The organism is Hydrogenophaga sedimenti, assembly GCF_051857515.1.
In the GTDB taxonomy this organism is placed as follows: domain Bacteria; phylum Pseudomonadota; class Gammaproteobacteria; order Burkholderiales; family Burkholderiaceae_C; genus Hydrogenophaga.
In genome coordinates this window covers 90,897-111,828 of sequence record NZ_JBPZHA010000010.1, presented here as the reverse complement: position 1 = coordinate 111,828, position 20,932 = coordinate 90,897, and the positions used below count along the sequence as shown (strand labels likewise).

21 protein-coding genes are annotated in these 20,932 nt (G+C 66.7%); 16 read left to right on the top strand and 5 right to left on the bottom strand.

What is annotated here, in order from left to right; translation table 11 throughout:
• Nucleotides 1–3 precede the first annotated feature (3 nt).
• From mltG to ACS5NL_RS16675, 9 genes are all read left to right on the top strand, one after another.
• Complete coding sequence (mltG, locus tag ACS5NL_RS16715) at nucleotides 4–1,014, top strand: endolytic transglycosylase MltG (RefSeq protein ID WP_439355007.1); 1,011 nt, start codon at nucleotides 4–6, stop codon at nucleotides 1,012–1,014.
• Nucleotides 1,015–1,021: 7 nt separating this feature from the next.
• On the top strand, nucleotides 1,022–1,711 hold the full coding sequence (gene tmk, locus ACS5NL_RS16710) for a dTMP kinase (protein WP_439355006.1): 690 nt from the start codon (nucleotides 1,022–1,024) through the stop codon (nucleotides 1,709–1,711).
• Nucleotides 1,708–2,742, top strand: coding sequence for a DNA polymerase III delta subunit-related protein (locus ACS5NL_RS16705; protein WP_439355005.1), 1,035 nt, complete (start codon nucleotides 1,708–1,710; stop codon nucleotides 2,740–2,742). The genes tmk and ACS5NL_RS16705 overlap by 4 nt, the downstream gene beginning before the upstream one ends.
• A gap of 43 nt (nucleotides 2,743–2,785) precedes the next feature.
• Entirely contained in the window at nucleotides 2,786–3,157 is a 372-nt protein-coding gene (locus ACS5NL_RS16700; RefSeq protein WP_411364466.1) for a PilZ domain-containing protein, read from the top strand.
• 63 nt (nucleotides 3,158–3,220) lie between these two features.
• Complete coding sequence (locus ACS5NL_RS16695) at nucleotides 3,221–4,030, top strand: TatD family hydrolase (RefSeq protein ID WP_439355004.1); 810 nt, start codon at nucleotides 3,221–3,223, stop codon at nucleotides 4,028–4,030.
• 38 nt (nucleotides 4,031–4,068) lie between these two features.
• On the top strand, nucleotides 4,069–4,701 hold the full coding sequence (locus tag ACS5NL_RS16690) for an ankyrin repeat domain-containing protein (RefSeq protein WP_439355003.1): 633 nt from the start codon (nucleotides 4,069–4,071) through the stop codon (nucleotides 4,699–4,701).
• A gap of 104 nt (nucleotides 4,702–4,805) precedes the next feature.
• Entirely contained in the window at nucleotides 4,806–5,294 is a 489-nt protein-coding gene (locus ACS5NL_RS16685) for a tripartite tricarboxylate transporter TctB family protein (protein WP_439355001.1), read from the top strand.
• A gap of 13 nt (nucleotides 5,295–5,307) precedes the next feature.
• Nucleotides 5,308–6,819 carry a tripartite tricarboxylate transporter permease gene (locus ACS5NL_RS16680; protein ID WP_439354999.1) on the top strand — a complete coding sequence of 504 codons (1,512 nt, stop codon included), beginning with the start codon at nucleotides 5,308–5,310 and terminating at the stop codon, nucleotides 6,817–6,819.
• 145 nt (nucleotides 6,820–6,964) lie between these two features.
• Entirely contained in the window at nucleotides 6,965–8,236 is a 1,272-nt protein-coding gene (locus ACS5NL_RS16675; protein ID WP_439354998.1) for a putative Na+/H+ antiporter, read from the top strand.
• A 44-nt stretch (nucleotides 8,237–8,280) separates the two neighbouring features.
• Here the strand turns inward: ACS5NL_RS16675 and ACS5NL_RS16670 are convergent, their stop codons facing one another.
• Nucleotides 8,281–8,721 carry a hypothetical protein gene (locus ACS5NL_RS16670; protein ID WP_439354997.1) on the bottom strand — a complete coding sequence of 147 codons (441 nt, stop codon included), beginning with the start codon at nucleotides 8,719–8,721 and terminating at the stop codon, nucleotides 8,281–8,283.
• Between the two features lie 336 nt (nucleotides 8,722–9,057).
• On the opposite strand from ACS5NL_RS16670, the gene ACS5NL_RS16665 reads away from it, so the two are divergent.
• The 6 genes from ACS5NL_RS16665 to ACS5NL_RS16640 all read left to right on the top strand — a co-directional run bounded on the left by ACS5NL_RS16665 (nucleotide 9,058) and on the right by ACS5NL_RS16640 (nucleotide 14,316).
• A complete protein-coding gene (locus ACS5NL_RS16665) occupies nucleotides 9,058–9,927 on the top strand; it encodes a transporter substrate-binding domain-containing protein (protein WP_439354996.1) in 870 nt (289 codons plus the stop codon).
• Nucleotides 9,928–9,956: 29 nt separating this feature from the next.
• On the top strand, nucleotides 9,957–10,658 hold the full coding sequence (locus ACS5NL_RS16660) for an ABC transporter permease (RefSeq protein ID WP_439354995.1): 702 nt from the start codon (nucleotides 9,957–9,959) through the stop codon (nucleotides 10,656–10,658).
• Entirely contained in the window at nucleotides 10,658–11,374 is a 717-nt protein-coding gene (locus ACS5NL_RS16655) for an ABC transporter permease (RefSeq protein ID WP_439354994.1), read from the top strand. Before ACS5NL_RS16660 ends, ACS5NL_RS16655 begins: the two co-directional genes overlap by 1 nt.
• Before the next feature lie 21 nt (nucleotides 11,375–11,395).
• Nucleotides 11,396–12,517 (top strand): succinylglutamate desuccinylase/aspartoacylase family protein, encoded by a 1,122-nt coding sequence (locus ACS5NL_RS16650; protein ID WP_439354993.1) that lies wholly within the window; start codon nucleotides 11,396–11,398, stop codon nucleotides 12,515–12,517.
• A 16-nt stretch (nucleotides 12,518–12,533) separates the two neighbouring features.
• Nucleotides 12,534–13,301 carry an ABC transporter ATP-binding protein gene (locus ACS5NL_RS16645; RefSeq protein ID WP_439354992.1) on the top strand — a complete coding sequence of 256 codons (768 nt, stop codon included), beginning with the start codon at nucleotides 12,534–12,536 and terminating at the stop codon, nucleotides 13,299–13,301.
• Between the two features lie 130 nt (nucleotides 13,302–13,431).
• Entirely contained in the window at nucleotides 13,432–14,316 is an 885-nt protein-coding gene (locus ACS5NL_RS16640; protein WP_439354991.1) for a hypothetical protein, read from the top strand.
• Nucleotides 14,317–14,334: 18 nt separating this feature from the next.
• Here ACS5NL_RS16640 and ACS5NL_RS16635 read toward each other — a convergent pair whose 3' ends face one another.
• Both ACS5NL_RS16635 and ACS5NL_RS16630 read right to left on the bottom strand, forming a co-directional pair.
• Complete coding sequence (locus tag ACS5NL_RS16635; RefSeq protein ID WP_439354990.1) at nucleotides 14,335–16,809, bottom strand: penicillin acylase family protein; 2,475 nt, start codon at nucleotides 16,807–16,809, stop codon at nucleotides 14,335–14,337.
• A gap of 81 nt (nucleotides 16,810–16,890) precedes the next feature.
• Nucleotides 16,891–17,835 (bottom strand): FHA domain-containing protein, encoded by a 945-nt coding sequence (locus ACS5NL_RS16630; protein WP_439354989.1) that lies wholly within the window; start codon nucleotides 17,833–17,835, stop codon nucleotides 16,891–16,893.
• A gap of 378 nt (nucleotides 17,836–18,213) precedes the next feature.
• On the opposite strand from ACS5NL_RS16630, the gene ACS5NL_RS16625 reads away from it, so the two are divergent.
• The gene (locus tag ACS5NL_RS16625) at nucleotides 18,214–18,546 is read left to right on the top strand and encodes a hypothetical protein (RefSeq protein ID WP_439354988.1); all 333 of its coding nucleotides are present in this window, start codon (nucleotides 18,214–18,216) and stop codon (nucleotides 18,544–18,546) included.
• 31 nt (nucleotides 18,547–18,577) lie between these two features.
• Here the strand turns inward: ACS5NL_RS16625 and ACS5NL_RS16620 are convergent, their stop codons facing one another.
• Complete coding sequence (locus ACS5NL_RS16620) at nucleotides 18,578–19,507, bottom strand: LD-carboxypeptidase (RefSeq protein ID WP_439354987.1); 930 nt, start codon at nucleotides 19,505–19,507, stop codon at nucleotides 18,578–18,580.
• Between the two features lie 20 nt (nucleotides 19,508–19,527).
• The gene (tadA, locus tag ACS5NL_RS16615) at nucleotides 19,528–20,901 is read right to left on the bottom strand and encodes a tRNA adenosine(34) deaminase TadA (RefSeq protein WP_439354986.1); all 1,374 of its coding nucleotides are present in this window, start codon (nucleotides 20,899–20,901) and stop codon (nucleotides 19,528–19,530) included.
• Nucleotides 20,902–20,932: the final 31 nt, after the last annotated feature.

Genomic DNA, 20,932 nt, shown 5'->3' with positions numbered 1-20,932 from the left:
GCTGTGAAACGTCTTTTCGCCTGGCTCCTGCTGGTTTCCCTCTTGCTGGCCAGCCTGGGCGGCGCAGGGGTTTGGTGGTGGCTCGACCAGCCGCTGGCGCTGCCGGCGCAGACCACCGCCGAAGCGCCGCTGGAAGTGCAGGTTCCTCCCGGATCGGCCGCCCGGGGCGTCACCGCTGCCCTGGCCGATGCCGGCGTGCAGACCTCGCCGCTGCTGCTGCAGGCCTGGTTCCGTCTCTCCGGCCGTGCGCGCGACATCAAGGCCGGCACCTACGCCCTCAAACCCGGCGCCACGCCGCGCAGCCTGCTGGACCAGCTGGTCAAGGGCGAGCAGGCGCTGCGCAGCCTGACCCTGCTCGAAGGCTGGAATTTCCGCGAGCTGATGGCTGCGGTGCGCGCCTCGCCCGACCTGACCCAGGACCTGGAAGGCCTGGACGGCGCGGCCGTGATGGCGCGCATCGGCTTCGCCGGTCGCCACCCCGAAGGCCGGTTTTTCCCCGACACCTACCGCATGGTGCGCCAGGCCACGGCCTCCAGCGTGCTGCGGCAGGCGGCGCTGGCGATGGAGCAGCGGCTGGCGCTGGCCTGGACGCAGCGCGATCCGTCGACGCCGCTGCGCTCGCCCGACGAAGCACTGATCCTGGCCAGCATCGTCGAGAAGGAAACAGGCACGGCCGCCGACCGGGCGATGGTGGGCGGCGTGTTCGCCAACCGGCTGCGCATCGGCATGCGGCTGCAGACCGATCCGACCGTGATCTATGGCCTGGGCGAGCGCTTCGACGGCAACCTGCGCCGAGCCGACCTGCTGGCCGACACGCCCTACAACAGCTACACCCGCGCCGGCCTGCCGCCGACGCCGATCGCCATGCCGGGCTGGGCCTCGCTGATGGCGGCGGTGCGGCCGGCCGACACCCGGGCGCTGTATTTCGTGGCGCGCGGCGACGGCAGCAGCCAGTTCAGCGCCACGCTGGACGAGCACAATGCGGCGGTGCGGCGGTTCCAGCTGCAGAAATGATTCCCCCATGAGCGACACCAGCGTTTCCCGCGGACTCTTCATCAGCTTCGAAGGCATCGACGGCGCCGGCAAGTCGACCCACATCGAGGGGCTGGCCAAGGCCTTCCGCGACCAGGGCCGCACCGTGACCCTGACGCGCGAACCCGGCGGCACGCCGCTGGCCGAGAAGCTGCGGGCGATGGTGCTGGGCGATGCGATGGACCCGCTGACCGAGTCGCTGCTGGTGTTTGCGGCCCGCCGCGACCACCTGACCACCGTGATCGAGCCGGCCCTGGCGCGTGGCGAGGTGGTGCTGTGCGACCGCTTCACCGACGCCACCTTCGCCTACCAGGGCGGCGGCCGCGGCTTCGACCTGGACGTTCTCTCGACGCTGGAGCGCTGGGTGCAGTCCACGCCCGCCGTCGCCAGTGGCGCCCTGCGCCAGCCCGACCTGACGGTCTGGTTCGACCTGCCGCCCGAGACGGCGGCCGCGCGACTGGCCGATGCGCGCACGCCCGACCGCTTTGAGGCCCAGCCGCTGGAGTTCTTCCGCCGCGTGGTGGGCGGTTACACCGCCCGCGCCACGGCCGATCCGGCGCGCTTTGCCCGCATCCAGGCCGACCAGACCCGCCACCAGGTCTGGCAGCAGCTGACCGCGACCTTCGTGCGGCGCGGCTGGCTGTCCATCATGGTCGCGGCCAACAGCGGACCGCAATGAGCGAATCCACCATCGAAGCCCCCTGGCTGGTGCGCCAGCGCGAGCGCCTGCTGGCGCAGCGCGGTCACGCCTGGCTGCTGCAGGGCCCCAGCGGACTCGGTCAGTACACGCTGGGCCTGTCGCTGGCGCAGGCCTGGCTGTGCCAGCAGCCGACCGCAGCGGGTGCCTGCGGCGTCTGCGACAGCTGCCACCTGATCGGCAGCCGCTCGCACCCCGACCTGGTCGTGCTGATGCCCGAGACCGAGATGCTCGAACGCGGCTGGCCGCTGTCGGAGTCGGCGCAGAAGGAAATCGACGACAAGAAACGCAAGCCCAGCAAGGAAATCCGGGTCGAAGCCATGCGCGACATGGTCGGCTTCGCGCAGCGCACCAGCGCCCGCGGGCGCGGCACGGCGGTGCTGGTCTATCCGGCCGAGCGCATGAACACGGTGACCGCCAACGCCTTGCTCAAGACGCTGGAAGAACCGGCCGGCGACACCCGTTTCGTGCTCGCCAGCGAGTCGGCGCACCAGTTGCTGCCGACCATCCGCAGCCGCTGCCAGTCGCATGTGCTGACCTGGCCATCGGAGGAAGAAGCGCTGATCTGGCTCCAGAACAGTGCACGCGATGCCGGCCTGCGCGAGTCCGGCGCCGATGAGGCAAGGGTCTGGTTGCAGGCGGCCGGTGGCCGGCCGGAGGACGCGCTGGACTGGGCGCGCACCGGGTTGACCGCCGCGCGCTGGTCACAGCTGCCGCAGGCCCTGGTCAAGGGCGACTGGTCGATGTTGGACGGCTGGCCGGCCGCGGCACAGCTGGCCACGCTGCAGAAGCTGTGTCACGACCTGATGGCGGTGGCGGCCGGCGCTTCACCGCGCTTCTTCAGTGCCGCCAGTCTGCCGCCGGCTCCGCGCTGGGGCGCGCTGGCGCGCTGGTCCAAGGCGCTGATGGAAGCGGCGCGCACGGTCGAACACCCCTACAACGCCGGCCTGATGCAGGAAGCCTGGGTCGCCGCCACGCGACAGGTGCTCACGCGCACCGCCGCGCGGGCCTGATTGGCCCCATGCACCCCCGGGTTTGCCGCTAAACTTGCCGGCCATGAGTACCAGCCCCGCCGCTTCACCCGCGTCGTCGCGCCCGAGCGTGATCCAGCTCTCCATCAAGGAGAAAGCGGCGCTTTACGCGGCCTACATTCCCCTGTTCACCGAAGGCGGCATCTTCATCCCTTCGTCGCGCGACTACCGCATCGGCGACGATGTCTATGTGCTGCTGAGCCTGCCCGACGATCCGCAGCGGTACCCGGTCGCCGGCAAGGTCGCCTGGGTCACCCCGGCAAAGGCGCAAGGCGGCCGCACGCAGGGCGTGGGCATCCGTTTCCCGGCGGACGAGAAGTCCAAGCAGCTCAAGCACAAGATCGAAGAGATCCTGGGTTCCGCACTGGCCTCCGACAAGCCGACCCAGACCATCTGACCGCACCGGGCGGTCTGACGCGGCGCAGGGCCTGGTTGCATTGCGCCGTTTTTCTTTTTTCGCATGTTCACCGACTCCCACTGCCACCTGAGTTTTCCCGAACTGTCGGCCAATCTGCCCGACATCCTGAGCGCCATGTCGCAGGCGCAGGTCGACCGTGCGCTGTGCATCTGCACCACGCTGGAAGAGTTCGAGGCGGTGCACGCACTGGCCCGCGACCACGCGATGCTCTGGTCGACGGTGGGGGTGCACCCCGACAACGAGGGTGTGACCGAGCCCTCGCTGGACGATCTGCTGGATCGAGCCGCGCGGCCCCGTGTCGTCGGCATCGGCGAGACCGGGCTCGACTATTACCGCCTCAACGGGCGCAGCATTGCCGACATGGAGTGGCAGCGCGAACGTTTCCGGGTCCACATCCGCGCCGGGCGCCAGACCGACCTGCCGCTGGTGATCCACACCCGCAGTGCGTCGGACGACACGCTGGCGATCCTGCAGGAAGAGGGCGGATTCGCCGGCGGCGGTACCCACCCCGTTTCGCGCGGCGTGTTCCATTGCTTCACCGAAACCGAAGCGGTGGCGCGGGCGGCGTTGGATCTGGGTTTCATGATCTCGTTCTCCGGCATCCTGACCTTCCGCAACGCGGCCGACCTGCGCGAGGTGGCGCGCTTCGTGCCCCTGGACCGGATGCTGATCGAAACCGACAGCCCCTACCTGGCGCCGGTGCCGTACCGCGGCAAGACCAACAATCCCGCGCTGGTGCCGTTCGTGGCCAGGCAGATTGCCGAGATCAGGGGCCTGGCGGAGGAAACGGTGGCACAAGCCACCAGCGAGAATTTCGACAGGCTCTTCACCAGGGTGGTCTCAAGTTCATGAAACACCTTAAAAATCTCAAAAACCATATTGTTCTCAGTATGGTTTTTCTGTTTTGCAATCTGGCGGCCGCCGGCACGTTCGACGACTATTTCAAGGCGGCTTCGATGGACAACGAGTCGGCCATGGTGGGTCTGGCTCTGCGGGGCTTTGACCTCAACACGCGCGACGACAACGGCGATCCGGCCCTCACGGTGGCCTTGCGGGAGGGCTCGCTCAAGGTCGCCAATTTCCTGCTGACCCAGCGCTCGGTCAAGGTGGAGCTGCGCAACACCGCCGGCGAGAGTCCGCTGATGATTGCGGCCATCAAGGGGCATTTGGACATCGCAAAGACCCTGATCCAGCGAGGTGCCGAGGTCAACAAGCCCGGCTGGACGCCGCTGCATTACGCCGCCTCGCGACCGGAGCCCGACAGCCTGGACATGGTGCGCCTGCTGCTGGAGCGCCATGCCTACATCGATGCCGAGTCGCCCAACAAGACGACGCCGCTGATGATGGCGGCCATGTACGGCCACGCCGACGTGGTGCGGTTGTTGGTGGAAGAGGGCGCGGACCCTTCGCTGCGCAACCAGCAGGGTCTGACCGCGGTCGACTTCGCGCGCCGGGCCGACCGCCAGGATCTGGCCGACCTGATTGCTGCGCGCCTGCGCAACGCACGCCCCGGATCGCGCTGACGCCAGCCTCGCGCCACCACGCTGCTGCGTAGGTGTAACCCACATGAATCGCCTAGCGAATGCCACGCAGAATGCCGTGTGTTTCAACTATAAGGAGACGTGTTGTGGCTTTAGCCAGTCAAAAGGACTTTTTCTCAGGGCTGATGTTCATGGCGGTCGGCGCCAGCTTCGCCTGGGGTGCCACCAGCTTTGAGGTCGGCACGGCCGCCAAGATGGGGCCGGGGTATTTCCCGCTCATGCTCGGCATCCTGCTGGCCATCCTCGGCTTGATCGTCACCGTGCGCTCGCTGTCCAAGGGTGGACCGGGCGGCGACAAGATCGGTGCCTTCGCCTGGCGACCGCTGAGCTTCGTGATCGGCGCCAACCTGGCGTTTGGCGTGCTGCTGGTTGGCCTGCCTTCCATGGGCATCCCGGCGTTCGGGCTGATCGTCGCCGTGTACGCGCTGGTGATCATCGCCAGCCTGGCGCAGCCCGGCTTCCAGCTCAAGGCCACGCTGGTCCTGGCGACCATCCTTGCCGCTGGCAGCTACCTGGCCTTCGTGAAGCTGCTGAGCCTGCAGTTCCCGGTGTGGCCGTCCTTCCTGACCCACTGAGCCCGGAGCGAACATGGATCTGATCAATAACCTGTCGCTTGGTTTCAGTGTCGCGTTCACACTGCAGAACCTGCTCTACGCCTTCGTCGGCTGCCTGCTGGGCACGCTGATCGGCGTGCTGCCCGGCATCGGCCCGGTGGCCACCATCGCCATGCTGCTGCCCGCCACCTACGGCCTGCCGCCGGTGGCCGCGCTGATCATGCTGGCCGGCATCTACTACGGCGCCCAGTACGGTGGCTCGACCACCGCCATCCTGGTGAACCTGCCCGGCGAGTCCTCGTCGGTGGTGACCGTGATCGACGGCTACCAGATGGCGCGCAAGGGCAGGGCGGGTCCCGCGCTGGCCGCCGCCGGTCTGGGATCGTTCTTCGCCGGCTGTGTCGGCACGCTGATCCTGGCCGCGTTCGCGCCGCCGCTGACCGAACTGGCGCTGAACTTCGGCCCCGCCGAGTACTTCTCCCTGATGATCGTGGGCCTGATCGGCGCCGTGGTGCTGGCCTCGGGTTCGCTGATCAAGGCGCTGTCGATGATCCTGCTGGGCCTGCTGCTGGGTCTGGTCGGCACCGACGTGAACTCCGGCGTGGCCCGTTTCTCGTTCGACATTCCCGAACTGACCGACGGCATCGGTTTCATCACGATCGCCATGGGCGTGTTCGGTTACGGCGAAATCATCAGCAACCTGTCGCAGCCGGAAGAAGACCGCGAAGTGTTCACCGGCAAGGTCGACGGGATCATGCCGACGATGGAGGACTTCAAGAACATGATTCCGGCGGTGATCCGTGGAACGGCGCTGGGTTCCGCGCTGGGCATCCTGCCCGGTGGTGGTGCGCTGCTGTCGTCGTTCGCGGCCTACACGATCGAGAAGAAGACCAAGCTCAAGCCCGGCGAAGTGCCGTTCGGCCAGGGCAACATCCGCGGCGTCGCCGCGCCGGAGTCGGCCAACAACGCCGGTTCGCAGACCTCGTTCATCCCGCTGCTGACGCTGGGCATTCCGCCCAACGCCGTGATGGCGCTGATGGTCGGTGCCATGACCATCCACAACATCCAGCCCGGCCCGCAGGTCATGACCAGCAACCCCGAGCTGTTCTGGGGCCTGATCGCCTCGATGTGGATCGGCAACCTGATGCTGGTGATCCTGAACCTGCCGCTGATCGGCATCTGGATCAAGCTGCTCACGGTGCCTTACCGCTGGCTGTTCCCGGCCATCGTGCTGTTCTGTGCCATCGGGGTCTACTCGACGAACAACAACAGCTTCGACATCTGGATGGTCGCGATCTTCGGCCTGATCGGCTACCTGTTTATCAAGCTCGGCTGTGAACCCGCGCCGCTGCTGCTGGGCCTGATCCTGGGGCCGATGATGGAAGAGTACCTGCGGCGCGCGCTGCTGATCTCTCGCGGCAACTGGTCGGTGTTCGTGACCCGTCCGCTGTCGGCCTCGCTGCTGGCGGTTGCCGTGGTCCTGCTGGTGATCGTGCTGCTGCCGTCGATCAGCAAGAAGCGGGAAGAAGCCTTCGTCGAAGACTGACGTGCCACGCTGATCCCCGAAACCCCGGTCTGGTGCCCGCCAGACCGGGGTTTTTTGCTGGATTACACTCCTTGGCGGGTGTTGGCACATTGCCTGTCAACAGGTTCATGCGTCGGTCGGGCCGCCACGCAGATCAAGGACGACCATGAACCCGACCCAGGAACCGGCGGTGCAAGTCACTGCAGCCATCCTCTTCGCCATCGCACTGATCCACACGTTCGCTGCCAGGCAGTTCGAGCGACTGGCGCACAAATACCCCCGACATGCAGGACTGTTTCACCTCCTCGGTGAGGTCGAGGTCGTGTTCGGGTTCTGGGCCATGGTGCTCGTCGCCGCCATGGCGCTGATCGCCGGTGGGGGCGGGGCGCTCGCCTATGCGGAGTCGCGCAACTATACGGAACCGCTGTTCGTGTTCGTGGTGATGGTGATCGCCGGCTCCCGGCCGGTGTTGAACACGGTGATGCAGCTCGTGCGCCTGCTCGCCCGCGCGATGCCCATGCCCACCCCGCTGGCCATGGTCTGGCTGGGCCTGACCGCGGTGCCCCTGCTGGGCTCGGTGGTGACGGAGCCGGCCGCGATGACCATCGCGGCGCTGATGCTCGCCCCGCAGATCTTCCGGCCGGACGTGCCGGAGCGCGTCAAGTACCTGGCGCTCGGCGTGCTCTTCGTCAACGTCTCCATCGGAGGCACGCTGACGTCCTACGCCGCGCCTCCGGTGTTGATGGTGGCGTCCACCTGGCAGTGGGACAGTGCCTTCATGTTTGTCACCTTTGGCTGGAAAGCGGCGCTGGCGGTGGTGGTCAATGCGACGGCCTGCGCCTTCGTGCTTCGGCGCCACGTGATCTCGGCGTCTTCGCGATCGGGCGAGACGGAGGTGAAGGCTCCGGTGCCTTGGGCGGTGATCGCCGTGCACCTGGCTCTGCTGGCGGGCGTCGTGCTGCTGGCACACCATCCGGTGGCCTTCCTGGGACTGTTCCTGATGTTCCTCGGTTTCACGCAGGCCTACGAGCGCCATCAGAGCCCGCTGATCATCAAGGAGGCTCTGCTGGTCGCCTTCTTTCTCGCGGGTCTTGTGGTCCTCGGGGGCATGCAGAGCTGGTGGCTGCAGCCCATCGTGTCGGGCCTGCAACCCCTGGCCCTGTTCCTGGGTTCTCTGGGGTTGACCGCCATCACCGACAATGCGGCCCTGACCTACCTCGGCTCGCAGATCGTGGGCATTTCCGACGGGTCGAAGTACATGCTGGTGGCCGGCGCGGTCGCCGGTGGCGGGTTGACCGTGATCGCCAATGCACCAAATCCGGCGGGGGTGGCGCTCCTGCGGAGGGGGTTTGCCGACGAATCCATCGGCGCCGGCGGCTTGCTGCTTGGCGCCGCCGGTCCTACGGCGATCGCGGCGGCGGCATTCCTCTGGCTCTGAAGGCCGATGAAGCCGCGGCCAACGCACACTGTGCAGTCAGTGCGTCATTCGCGCGTCAGCGTGATGCGCCCGTTTCGGGTGGAGGCGGGCTGCCCTGGGCATTGGCTGGCGAGCTTGCACGAGCCTCGCATCTGCTCATCGAACAGGGTGGCAAAGCAGTTCAATTGGACCTCGCAACTGCTTCGCACCTGGGCAAACGAAAACGCCAGGTCGTATCCGAACACCGTTCCGCTGATCGGCTGGCTTCCGTATTCGTTCTCGACCGTTCCCTTGACCAGATCTCCGTTCTGCTCAAGACGAAGCAGGCCCACGACCACATCGCCCGAGCTCACCCAGGAGCCGGACAAATCCACCGGAATATCGGTGGTGGGGGCCGCCGTGGACTCGTCCTGTTCCGGCTTGTCTCCGCCACCTCCGCAGGCTGCCAGGGCCGCAAGACAGAGCGCGGCAGTCACCCACCTTGCACGCAGTTTCGATGAAATCATGGGAGCCTCGACAGCAAATGACCGGGGGAACCGATGGCGCCGGCGAGGATACAGGAGAGCGGTGCTTTCGTGGATCGGTGCGGGTTCTCGGGCTGCGGGGCTTCTTTCTTGGTGAAGTCTTGATATTCCACGATGTATATTATGTTAAGTTATATAGACGGGCGGCACACAGCCTTTCGGGCGGCCCGAATGTTGCTCTGATCCACGTCAAGCCGGCCGACGCATCCGGGGAAACACCAGCTTGGTGCATCGGGCAATTGGACTGCCCAGACCTACAATGTTGCCCACCGGCGGGAGTCCAATCCGGCCACCCCATTCAACTTTTCAAGGACATTCATGAAGCATCTGTTCCTGTCCCTCAGTCTCATTGGCGCCGCCAGCCTGGTGGGTTGCGGCAAGACCGAAACGCCGGCACCGGCCGCGCCTGCTGCGCCCGCTCCCGCTGCTGCGGCACCGGCCGCCGCGCCCGCACCGGCCGGCCAATGGCCTGAGCTGCGTGTTGCCATCGACCCGACCTACAAGCCGTTCACTTACAAGACCGACGCGGGCGAACCTGCCGGTTTTGACGTCGATGTCGCCAAGGCCCTGTGCGATCAGCTCAAGAGCAAGTGTGTGTTCGTGGAGCAAGCCTGGGACGGCATGATTCCCGGCCTGCAGGCCAAGAAGTACGACGCGATCATCTCGTCGATGTCCATCACCGAAGAGCGCAAGCAGGCGGTGGACTTCACCGGCAAGTACTACAACACGCCGTCGTGCGTGGTGGTCAAGTCCGACCTGAAGCTGGGTGCCGAAGCCGCCGGCTTCAAGGGCAAGAAGATCGGCGTGCTCAAGGCTTCCACGCAAGAGAAGTACGCCATGGGTGAGCTCAAGCCCGCGGGCGCGACCATCGTTCCCTACGACGCACAGGACCAGGTCTATCTGGACATCAAGTCCGGCCGTCTGGACGGCACCGTGGCCGACGTGGTCGAAGTCAACGGCGGCTTCCTGTCGACTCCTGACGGCAAGGCCTACAGCTGCGCCGGCACCCGCATCCCGGTGGAATTCGATGCCAAGTACTTCGGCAACGGTGCTGGCGTGGCCATCCGCAAGGAAGACACCGCCCTGCGCGACGCGTTGAACGGCGCCATCAAGGCCATCCGTGACAACGGCAAGTGGAAGGAACTGGCCGACAAGCACGTTCCTGGCGTGGACATCTGGGGCTCCTGATCCCACTGGGCTGACCTTCGCGAGCGCCGATGACGACCTACCTGATCAACATCCTCCAGGGCCTTCTGGTCACCATCGGCGTCTCGCTGGGCGCCCTCGTCGTCGCCGCCGTGCTCGGCCTGGCCGGGGCGGCGGCCAAGCTTTCTCCCTATCGCTGGCTCAACTGGGTCGGCGATATCTATTCCACCGTGATCCGGGGTGTCCCGGATCTGGTCTGGATGCTGCTGCTGTATTTCGGCGGGCAGATCCTGGTCAACGACATCGCCGAACGGCTGGGCTACCGCAGCGGTCCCCAGATCAACCCCTTCGTGGCCGGCGTGCTGACCATCGGCTTCGTGTACGGCGCGTACATGACCGAAACCTTCCGCGGCGCCATCATGAGCGTGCCCAAGGGGCAATCGGAGGCCGGCTGGGCCTTCGGCATGAGTCGCTTCTACACCTTCCGGCGCATGGTGCTGCCGCAGATGGTGCGTTTCGCCTTGCCCAGCTTCACCAACAACTGGCTGGTGCTGCTCAAGGCCACGGCCCTGGTCTCGGTGATCGGTCTGGCCGACATCACCAACCTGGCCAAACAGGCTGGCGCCGCGGCGCGTGGCCAGATTCCGGGCGCGGCCATCATCTTCATGGCGTTCGCCGGCTTCCTCTATCTGCTGATTTCTTCCGTCAGTCTCTATCTCCTGCGCAAGGCCGAGACCCGCTACTCGGCGGGCGTGAAGCGGGGAGATTTCTGATGGACAAGTTTGCGATCATCTTTCAGCCGCAGAACCTGCAGCTGTACTGGACCGGTTTTCTCGCGACGATGGAGCTGCTGGCGATCAGCCTGGTGGCCGGTGGTCTGCTGACGCTGCCGCTGACCCTGATGCGGGTCTCGCGCAACCGCTGGGTGTCAGTGCCGGTCTGGCTGTTCACCTACGTGGTGCGCGGCACGCCGCTGCTGATCCAGGTCTATTTCATCTACTACGGCATCGCCCAGCTCGAATGGGTGCAGGCGCTGTGGGACACGGTCTGGCCCTGGACGCTGTTCAAGGACCCGTTCTTCTGCGCGGTGGCGGCGTTCTCGCTCAACACCTGCGCCTACACGGTCGAGATGCTGGCCGGCGCGATCAAGGAAACTCCCGCGGGCGAGATCGAAGCGGCCCAGGCGGCCGGCTTCGGCAAATGGAACATGATGTTCCGCCTGGTGCTGCCCAGCGCCCTGCGCCGCACCCTGCCCGGCTATTCCAACGAGGTCGTGATGATGCTGCACGCCACGTCGCTGGCCAGCGTGGTGCCCGCGCTGTACGACCTGACCAACGCGGCGTATGCGATCTACAAGACCTATTACCTGGCCTTCCAGCCGTTCATCGTGGTCGCGGTGCTGTATTTCATCCTGACCTTCGCCCTGGTCTACGTGTTCCGGTTGCTGGAGCGGCGTTTCCTGGCCTACCTGCGCCCGCGCACGCACTGACCCCGTTTCTCCCTTCTTCGGATGCGACAGCTCCACCACCCCCTGCTTTCTCCGTCGCTGGGCACCCAGCGCCAGATCACCAGCCTGCACTTCGGTCAGGCCGCCAATGGCCGCAAGGCCTACATCCAGTCCAGCCTGCACGCCGACGAGCTGCCGGGCATGCTGACCGCGCACAAGCTGCGTGGCCTGCTCGAAGCCGCCGAAGCCTGCGGCGAAGTTCCTGGCGAGGTGGTGCTGGTGCCGGTGTGCAACCCGATCGGCCTGGACCAGAGCCTGATGCACCACCAGCTCGGCCGCTTCGAGCTGCTGACCATGGAGAACTTCAACCGGAACTACCCGGACTTCTTCAATCTGGTCAAGGACAGGATCGCTCCCCAGCTGACACCAGACGCCGAAACCAACAAGGGCATAGTGCGCGCGGCCATGCACGCGGTGCTGCAGGAGCAGGCCGTCACCACCGAGCTGGAGAGCATGCGCCGGGTGCTGATGACCCTGTCGTGCGACGCCGATGTGGTGCTGGACCTGCATTGCGACTTCGAGGCCATTCTTCACATGTATGTCGAAGAGCCGATGCTGCCGCTGATGGAGCCGCTGGCCCGCCTGCTGGGCGCACAGACCCTGCTGTGGGCGCGTGGCTCCGGCCCGTCGATCTCGTTCGACGAAGCCCTGTCCGGTCCGTGGTGGCGGTTGCGCGACCACTTTGCCGACCAGGCGCCGATTCCGCTGGGCTGCGCCAGCACCACGGTCGAGCTGCGCAGCCAGACCGATGTGTCCGACGCGCTGGCCACCCAGGACGCGCAAGGCATCATCGGCTACCTGCGCCATGCGGGCGTGCTCGCCGGCCCGGCCCCTGCCCTGCCCGAGGCGCTGTGTGCGCCGACGCCGCTGGCGGGCACCGAATCCCTGCACGCGCCACACCCTGGCGTGGTCGACTTTGTGGCCAACGTCGGCGAGCGGGTGGCCGCCAACCAGTTGCTGGCGCGCATCGTCGATCCGCTGACACCGCGCGAAACCGAGATCCGCAGCAGCATCGACGGCATCGTCTACGCCCGCCACAACCTGCGCTGGGCCACGACCGGCATGGAAGTCTGCCGTGTCGCCGGCGACACCCCGATCCGCTTTGGCAACCTGCTGAGTCCCTGAATTCCAAGAACGCACCATGACCACCAAACTCGAAGCGATCGACATCCGCAAGAGCTACGGCTCGCACGAGGTGCTCAAGGGCATTTCCCTGACCGCCAAGGCGGGCGATGTGATCAGCATCATCGGCTCGTCCGGCTCGGGCAAGTCGACCTTCCTGCGCTGCATGAACCTGCTGGAGCGCCCGCAGCAGGGCCGCATCGTCGTGGCCGGCGAGGAAATGAAGCTGGTCACCGCCAAGGACGGCATGCTCAAGGCCGCCGACGACAAGCAGCTGCAGCGCCTGCGCGCCAAGCTGGCGATGGTGTTCCAGCACTTCAATCTCTGGTCGCACCTGACCGTGCTGGAAAACGTGATCGAGGCGCCGATGCATGTGCTCGGCAAGGGCAAGGACGAGGCCATCGCCACCGCACGCAAGTACCTGGAGAAGGTCGGGCTGCGCGATGTCGAGGGCAAGTACCCGGCCCACATGTCCGGCGGCCAGCAGCAGCGCGTGGCGATCGCGCGCGCGCTGGCGATGGAGCCCGAGGTCATGCTGTTCGACGAGCCGACCAGCGCGCTCGACCCCGAACTCGTGACCGAGGTGCTGCGCGTGATGCGCACGCTGGCCGAAGAAGGCCGCACGATGGTGGTCGTGACCCACGAAATGGGCTTCGCGCGAGAGGTCAGCAACCACGTGCTGTTCCTGCACCAGGGCCGCATCGAGGAACAGGGCAACCCGCGCGAGGTGCTGGTCAACCCGCAGTCCGAGCGGCTGTCGCAGTTCCTCTCGGGCAAGCTCAAGTAAACGAGCGCCGGCGGCGCCAATCGGGCGAACAGCGGGTTTTCCTCCCCGCTGTTGTCTTTCTTTCCGGGGTTTTGTTTGCGGGACCATTGGTGCGTCCCGGAAACATCCGCCGCCTGAAAGGAACCCCTCCATGAGCACCGTCCACACCAGCAACAGCAGCGCCTGGTCGCAAACCATGTCGTCCATGAACGGCGCCCTGTCCTCGCACCTGCAGGACAAGATGCTCAAGAAAATGGACACCGACGGCAGTGGTGGCGTGGACCAGAGCGAGTTCCAGGCCGCACTGGAAAAACTGGCCGGCAAGCTCGGCATCGAGGTCGGTGAAGGTGGTTCGGAGCTGTATGCCTCGCTGGACACCGACCAGGACGGTTCGCTCAACGGCAACGAGGTCGGCGCCATGATGCAGAGCATGCTCGGCGCCATGGGTGGCACCCAGGCATTCGTGCAGTCCCGCGGTGACGAGGCCCGGTTTGCCGAGCTCGACGCCGACGGTGACCACATGATTTCGATGGAAGAATTTGGCATCGCGCCGGCCGGCACGACCGTGGTCACGACCACCACCACGACCACGACGACTTCGGGCGAAGGCGCCCTGGCCGACGGCGGCGGTGGAAGCTCGTTCTCCGACATCGCCGGCTCGCTGCTGGCGGCGGCCATTGCTGGCGCCATTTCCGGCGGCAGCGACGGTGGTGGTGGCGAAGAAGTCGCTGCGGCCGAAGAAGGTGGTGGTGAGGAGGCGGTGTCCGAAGTCGTGGCCGAGGCCTCGACCAATCCGCTGGGGAACACCGCCGTCTCGTCCAAGCCACCGTCAGAGAATTCGCGCATGGATGCGGTGATTCAGGCCGCCGACAAGGACGGCAATGGCCGGATCTCTTCTGGCGAACTCCAGACGCTGGTGGCCAAGATGGGCGCTCAGCAGTCGGGCGCTGCGAGCCGTCGCTACAGCGATACCGCCCTGGCCCAACTGGGCGCCGCCCAGCGTCCGGCCCACAGCCGGCTGAACGCCACCGCCTGACCTTTCGCCGCTGCGCCCTCAGGGGTGCAGCGTGAGGCTGCTGCGCCAGGCGCCTGGCGCCATGCGCAGGGGCCGGTACTCGACGGCCACCCAGCCGTCGGCCATGTCGCGGTAGCGGCCCGACAACGGGTTGCCGCTCTGCCCGGTCTGGTAGATGAAACGCGAGTTTTCCGGATCGGCCAGATCGTAGATCGCCCGCATGCTGGCCGCGTGCCGGTTGGCGTACGGCGCATCGGCCTTGTCCAGGTGGTACTGACCCACGTTGACCGTGAACGGGTCGCCGCCGGTTTCGCGCCGCACCTCGAACATCGGCGCCAGCGCGCCCACATTGCTGAACGGCCGGTGCACCGACAGCGCTGGATGCGCCACGCCCCAGCGCCAGCCCGGCACCTCCCTGCCCTGCTGCGCCGCGATCTTGTCGAGCGCACGGTCCAGTGCCGCGCCGCTGGCCGCCGCGCAGCCCTGCGCGCCGCACCAGGCCTTGTCGTCGCGCGCCAGGATGCCCTCGACCGCGCTGCGGAACAGGCGCTTGCCGTAGAGCTTCTCGAACTTCTCCTTGCCCAGCCGCCCGCCGATCACCCCGCGCGTGAACTCGTCGACCCAGGCGCTGAAGATCAGCGGCGCCGCGGCGTTCGCCGACATGTCGCCGGCGAAGCCCTTGAACTGCGCCTTGGCGGCGTCGGCCAGCGCATGCGTTGACGGCGCCTTGAGCAGGTAAGGCACCAGCAGCAGCGTCGCCTCCGAATGCTGGTCGGCGTGGATGGCGCGGAAGCTGGCCATGTCGTGCCTGGGCGTGGCCGCCAGCAGGCTTTCGATGCGCTGGTGCCGGTAGGGTGCGGCCCAGTCCTGGGTAAGGAAGTGCGGATAGTCGGCCGCATGGATGCGCTGGTTGGCGGTGGCGATCCAGCCCCGGCGGCCATCGTCCTGCGGCGTGTCGTCGTAGGGCAGCCAGCCGGTCCAGTCGTAGCGCACGTCCCAGCCGGGCGACGGCGCGATGCCGCGGATGTCATTGCCGGCTGCGCGCACCGGAACCCGGCCCACCGCCTTGTAGGCGATGCGTCCGCTGCGGTCCGCCATCACGGCGTTCTGCATCGGCGAATGGAAATCGCGGAAAGCCTCCAGCAGCTCGGCCACCGAACGGGCGCGGTTGGACGCCGCGGTCGCCTGCACGTTGCGGTTGTCGGCGTCCAGGGCGGTCCAGCGCAGCGCGACGGCATAGCGCCCGGTGTCGACCAGTTCCTGCGTCCGGCCCGGAACGTCGCTGAGCACCGGGCCGTGGCGCGTGCTGCGCACGGTGTGGGTGACGTCGGGTCCGCCCTTGACCTTGAAGGTTTCCACCCGTTCGGTGAAGGTCGCCCAGGCTTCCTGCCCGGCCGGCGCTGGCAGGCGGTAGCGCTTCGGGTCCTTCGGGTCGATCTGTTCGAGGTAGAGGTCCTGCACGTCCGGTCCGGTGTTGGTGAAGCCCCAGGCCACATCGGGGGTGCGCCCCAGCACCACGAACGGCGTGCCCGGCAGGGTGGCTCCGATCACGTCCATGCCGCGCAGCCCTGCCACGTCCGGCGCTTGCAGCCGCGCGAAGTACCAGATGGCCGGCGCGCTCAGGCCCAGGTGAGGGTCGTTGGCGAGCAGCGGCTTGCCGCTGGCGCTGTGTGCGCCGTCGACCACCCAGTTGTTCGAGCCCTTGCTGTCGACGTGGCCCAGCGTGTCGACCCACTCGCGAATGCCCTGGGCCAGCCGGTCGCCGGTGGGTGGTGCGGTCAGGCTGACGGCCGGTGTGGTCCGGAACACCCCCAGCTGCCGGTACAGGGTGGCCAGATCCGCCGACGCGGCCGGCGTTTCGCCCGGGTACGGCGGGAACAGTTCCCACAAGGCCTTGGTGTCCAGCACCTGCAGCGCCGACAGGCGGGCCAGTTCGTTGCCCCAGTTGCCGCCCAGATCGAGTGCCATCATCAGCGACCAGCCGGCGCTGTCCTCCGGTTCCCAGTAGCGGCCGGCCGCGGCCTCTTCCCTGGGGTCGATGCGCAGTATCTGGAACTCGGGAGGCAAGGTTCCGGTCCGGTGCGCGAAGAAGGCGTTCACCCCGTCGCTGTAGGCCTGCAGCGCCTGCCGGCTCGGCTCGTCCAGGCCGGCGATCTGCGCCCGGGCCGCCTGCCGGATGCCGAGCGTGCGCATCAGCAGGTCGGTTTCCAGCGTGGATTTGCCAAACACCTCGGACAGCTGGCCGCGCATCAGGCGCCGGTTCATCTCCAGCTGCCAGCCCCGTTCCTGCGCGTGCACATAACCCAGCGCCATCCAGGCGTCCCGCGGGTCCTTGGCATGGATGTGGGTGATGTCGGCGTCGTCGCGCTGCACCTGGACCGGGCTGCGCAGACCCGGCAGGGCCAGTTCGCCGTCCATCACGGGCAGGCTTCGCAAGGCGAGGTAGGCCAAGGCCACCAATACCAACATCAGAAGGGCTGCCAGCCCTTGAGCGGAACGCTTCACCCAACGCATGTGTGTCTCCTGACCATGCGCCATCGTAGCGGCCAGCGCCGCCGCAACATCACCGGGAAAGCGTGTAGCGGAGGACCGCGATCAGGTCCGCAGGGGACCGTGGCCGAGCACCATCTGGCCGTCGACCAGGCGGAAGCTCACGGTCGGGGCGCTGATGTCGGTGAACGGAGCGCCCATCGCAAACTCGCCGTCGCTGTGCAGCAGGCACTCCTGGCGGCGCAGCGCGATGGCGTTGTCGGCGCCGGCGAAACGCACCCAGGTGCCATAGCTGCTGGTGTCTTCGAGCAGGTAGTTGCCCGAGCGGATGTCGATCGCCGCGTGCATGCGCGAAACCCGCGGATCGTTGACCACGAAATCGGCCTCGGGCACCCGGCCGATCTTCAGCGGCAGGTCGGTGAGGTTGAACGACTGACTGGCGTCCAGCCAGCCCAGCTCGATGCCGCCGAACACCGATTCGGTGGTCTTGCGCAGCGCATGCAGGTCGGCCGGCAGGGTCAGGAACTCCGACAGCATCTCGGTCTGCCACTCGATGCGGAAGACCTCTGCCGGCTCGACCCGGCCCTTGATCCGGATCGGCCCCAGGCTGCGGCTGCGCACGTGCTGCCCCTTGCCCAGCTTGCGGATCACTGCGTCGTTGCAGAGGATCTGCTCGGGCCCCGCCAGATCGCTCAGGCGCGAGGCCACGTTGACGGCATCGCCAAAGCAGTCGCCATCGACCTGCACCACCTGGCCACGCGCCATGCCGATCTGCATCATCAGCTTCAGGCGGTTGGGCCACTGGGCCACCCGCTGCGAATGCTCCAGCTGGATGGTGCTCATGCACTCGACCGCCATCCGGTTGTTGGTGAACGACAGCAGCACGCCGTCCCCCAGCATCTTGACCACCTTGCCGTGGTGCTCCAGCCCCATGGAGCCGATCCACTGGGTGAGCTTGGTCACTGCCTTGGCCGCGCGGTCATTGCCCAGCGTCTCGAACACCGAGACGCTACCGGTCAGGTCCACAAAGGCAATCGTCAGTTCGGCCATGAAGTCAAAACAATGTTCCGGTGCGACACCCTATGAGAGCAGAGGGCAAAAAACCGGCCCATCCAGGCCGGAGATCGTGTGGTTTATCACGAACCGTCTTTTTCCATCGACCAAGAAGAGGTATTTCTGAAGCGCTGTTCGCGCTTTTCGGGTAGCTGCGTCCAAAGGTTCTAGCTTTTCGCCTTGGTGCAACCAAGCCGTGAAGACGAAGGATCACGGACCGCCTCAGCCTGTACACGCAATATCTTAAACAGTCTTTCTAAACGATTGATTTGGCTGTTGTTTTATTGACTTCTATCAAGATCGGACCCTTGCTCGAGCGGGGTTCGGAGTCGTATCCTGAGCCCATAAAACACATTAGTCGTTGAGGAATTGCCCATGCGCTGGATCAAGCCCTCCCTTCGCCACAGCATCTCTGCCTTGCTGGGCAACGAAGTCCGGAAGCACTCGCCCGAGTCGCTGGAACCGGTCAGGCAGGCCATGCTTTCCGCGCTCGGCGAAGAAGGCGCGAAAGCCAATCCGCGCCTGAAACACCGGCTCATGTACGTGCATGACGCCCACGCACTCTGGTTTGCCCGCGCCGAGATGGTGGCGGTTCTGAGCCGGGTGCATGGCGAGGCCAAGGCGGTGGATCTGGTGCGCAGCCTGTCGCCGGCTTTCCAGGGCCTGCTGCCCAAGAGCCTGATGGAATCTGCCCGGCAGATGCGCTGAGCCGTCGGCCACGCGCAGTCTCACCGCACCATCACCCCCAGAAGATCAGGGCATCGCGTCCCTGCACCAGCAGTTCCACCTCCTGCCCCACGGGCAGCAACACCTTGGTCGGCACGTGCCCGAAGGGCAGTCCGGTCAGGACCGGTGTCCTGGTCTGCGTCCGCAGCCAGTCGATCACGGTCTGCAGCTTGAATCCCCGATCGTGGGGCACCGTTTTGAAGCGGTTGAAGCTGCCCAGCAAAATCACCTTCTGACGGTCCAGGATGCCCGCGTGCAGCAACTGCGTCAGCTGACGCTCGATCCGGTACGGATGCTCGTTGACATCCTCCAGGAACAGCGCGCCGCCCTTGACCTGCGGCAGCCAGGGCGTGCCGACCAGCGAACACAGCACCGACAGATTGCCGCCCCAGAGCGTGGCCTTGCGCAGATGCAGGGTGGCGCCCTCCCCGCCCTTCGCCGCCGGCAGGCAGGGCAGATCCTTCTTCGGCAACTGCCAGCCACTGCCCTCGCCCTGCCCGTCGGCAAGATCGTCGAAACAGGCTTCCATGATGTCGTCGGGTTCTTCAGCGCCGAAGTCTTCGCCAAGCGCCGGCCCGGCCCAGGTCACGGCCCCCGTCTTGGCCAGCAGCGCGCACTGCAGGGCGGTGAAGTCGCTCAATCCCACAAACTGCGTGCCGCGCTCGACCGACTTGGCCAGGGCCTTGTACGGCAGCCCCGGAAGGATGCGGGTGAGGCCGTAGCCGCCGCGCGAAATCAGTGCCACGTCGGCACCGCTGGCGGCGGCCCGGCCGATCGCCGCGATGCGCGTGGCGTCGTCGCCGGCAAAGCGCAGATGGCTGCTCAGTGCTGCCTCGTCGATCTCGACCTCATGGCCCAGGGCCTGGAGCCGCTTCACGCCACGGCGAAAAGCGGCCTTGTCGCGCACGGCGCTGGACGGGGAATAGATGTAGATGTGGCTCATGAATGGCGATGGATGGAGATTCAACGGGAAAAATGTTCGCAGGCCAGCACGGCGATGCGCTCGCCGTGCTCCTGCACGAAGTGTCCTGCCTCGGGCAGCAGTATCGGTGCCGGGCAGCCGCGGATGGATGCGGCGAGCTGGCGCATCACCGGCTCGCCCAGCACCGGGTCCTGCGTGCCGATGGCCATGAGGGTCTGGCCCTGCCAGCGATGGCGCCAGAAGTCGCGCGCTGCACGCGAGAGGGCTGCGCCGTCGTCGTCTGGCTGCTCGGGCACCATCGCCGGAAAGGCGCGCAGCGCGGCGCGGTGACCGCGGTCGGGGAACGGGGCCGAATAGGCCGCGCATTCGGCGGGGTCCATGTGCCTGTTGCCCCGTGCGAACAGGCGCGCCAGGTCGTAGTCGGGCTTTTGGGCGCACATCTCCCGCCAGGCGAGAAAGCCCGGGGTCAGCGGCGCATCTCCGGTGGCGAGCATGGTGTTCATCGCCAGCAGCCCACGGTAGCGCGCCGGCGCCGCCATCGGCAGCGTCAGGCCCAGCAGTCCGCCCCAGTCCTGCACCACCAGCACCACATTGCGCAGGTCCAGCCGCTCGACCAACTCGAGCAGCACATCGCGGTGCCAGCCGAAACGGTGGAACGTGTCTTTCTTCGGCTTGTCGCTCTTGCCGAAGCCGATCAGGTCGGGTGCGAGCACGCGGTCGCCGGCAGCGAGGAAGACCGGGATCATCTTGCGGTAGAGATAGCTCCAGGCCGGGTTGCCGTGCAGGCACAGCCAGGTGCGGGGCGCATCCTGTGGCCCTTCGTCGAGGTAATGCAGGCGAAGGCCGGCCAGCGAAGGGAGATCGCTCACGTGGCGCGGCGACCAGGGGTAACCGGGCAGCCCGTCGAAACACTTCTCTGGCGTGCGCAAGGCATCCTCGCGCAGCGGATGGGCCTCACGGCGCTGCTGATCACGGCGCGTCTTGAAGAAGCCGCTCAGCAGCGTCCCGCACTCCTCGGCCCGCACGCCGCCCTGCACTAGTGTCTGGTGGTTCAGCTGCGCCTGCCCGAACAGGTTCACCACCGAACCGGCAGCCCCCGTCTTGGGGTCGCTGGCACCGAAGACCACCCGGCGCACGCGCGCATGCAGCATGGCGCCGCTGCACATGGCGCAGGGCTCCAGGGTGACGTACAGCTCGCAGTCGTCCAGCCGGTAGTTGCCCAGGGTTTGCGCCGCAGCCCGCAAGGCGACGATTTCGGCGTGGGCGGTCGGGTCGTGGGCACCAATCGGTGCGTTGCGCCCGACACCGACCACCCGCCCCTGGTGCACCACCACGGCGCCGACCGGCACCTCGCCCGCGGCGTGTGCGGCCACGGCTTCCGTCAGGGCCAGGCCCATGTAGTCGGCGTCGTTCATGGCGCCATTGTCCCGCACCGGCTTGGCCGCC

Excerpts from the sequence above, each read along its gene's own strand:
- tmk (WP_439355006.1), top strand. The coding sequence starts at position 1,022 with ATGAGCGACACCAGCGTTTCCCGCGGACTCTTCATCAGCTTCGAAGGC.
- ACS5NL_RS16705 (WP_439355005.1), top strand. The coding sequence starts at position 1,708 with ATGAGCGAATCCACCATCGAAGCCCCCTGGCTGGTGCGCCAGCGCGAG.
- ACS5NL_RS16700 (WP_411364466.1), top strand. The coding sequence starts at position 2,786 with ATGAGTACCAGCCCCGCCGCTTCACCCGCGTCGTCGCGCCCGAGCGTG.
- ACS5NL_RS16695 (WP_439355004.1), top strand. The coding sequence starts at position 3,221 with ATGTTCACCGACTCCCACTGCCACCTGAGTTTTCCCGAACTGTCGGCC.
- ACS5NL_RS16690 (WP_439355003.1), top strand. The coding sequence starts at position 4,069 with ATGGTTTTTCTGTTTTGCAATCTGGCGGCCGCCGGCACGTTCGACGAC.
- ACS5NL_RS16680 (WP_439354999.1), top strand. The coding sequence starts at position 5,308 with ATGGATCTGATCAATAACCTGTCGCTTGGTTTCAGTGTCGCGTTCACA.
- ACS5NL_RS16675 (WP_439354998.1), top strand. The coding sequence starts at position 6,965 with ATGAACCCGACCCAGGAACCGGCGGTGCAAGTCACTGCAGCCATCCTC.
- ACS5NL_RS16670 (WP_439354997.1), bottom strand. The coding sequence starts at position 8,721 with ATGATTTCATCGAAACTGCGTGCAAGGTGGGTGACTGCCGCGCTCTGT.
- ACS5NL_RS16665 (WP_439354996.1), top strand. The coding sequence starts at position 9,058 with ATGAAGCATCTGTTCCTGTCCCTCAGTCTCATTGGCGCCGCCAGCCTG.
- ACS5NL_RS16660 (WP_439354995.1), top strand. The coding sequence starts at position 9,957 with ATGACGACCTACCTGATCAACATCCTCCAGGGCCTTCTGGTCACCATC.
- ACS5NL_RS16655 (WP_439354994.1), top strand. The coding sequence starts at position 10,658 with ATGGACAAGTTTGCGATCATCTTTCAGCCGCAGAACCTGCAGCTGTAC.
- ACS5NL_RS16650 (WP_439354993.1), top strand. The coding sequence starts at position 11,396 with ATGCGACAGCTCCACCACCCCCTGCTTTCTCCGTCGCTGGGCACCCAG.
- ACS5NL_RS16645 (WP_439354992.1), top strand. The coding sequence starts at position 12,534 with ATGACCACCAAACTCGAAGCGATCGACATCCGCAAGAGCTACGGCTCG.
- ACS5NL_RS16640 (WP_439354991.1), top strand. The coding sequence starts at position 13,432 with ATGAGCACCGTCCACACCAGCAACAGCAGCGCCTGGTCGCAAACCATG.
- ACS5NL_RS16635 (WP_439354990.1), bottom strand. The coding sequence starts at position 16,809 with ATGCGTTGGGTGAAGCGTTCCGCTCAAGGGCTGGCAGCCCTTCTGATG.
- ACS5NL_RS16630 (WP_439354989.1), bottom strand. The coding sequence starts at position 17,835 with ATGGCCGAACTGACGATTGCCTTTGTGGACCTGACCGGTAGCGTCTCG.
- ACS5NL_RS16625 (WP_439354988.1), top strand. The coding sequence starts at position 18,214 with ATGCGCTGGATCAAGCCCTCCCTTCGCCACAGCATCTCTGCCTTGCTG.
- ACS5NL_RS16620 (WP_439354987.1), bottom strand. The coding sequence starts at position 19,507 with ATGAGCCACATCTACATCTATTCCCCGTCCAGCGCCGTGCGCGACAAG.
- tadA (WP_439354986.1), bottom strand. The coding sequence starts at position 20,901 with ATGAACGACGCCGACTACATGGGCCTGGCCCTGACGGAAGCCGTGGCC.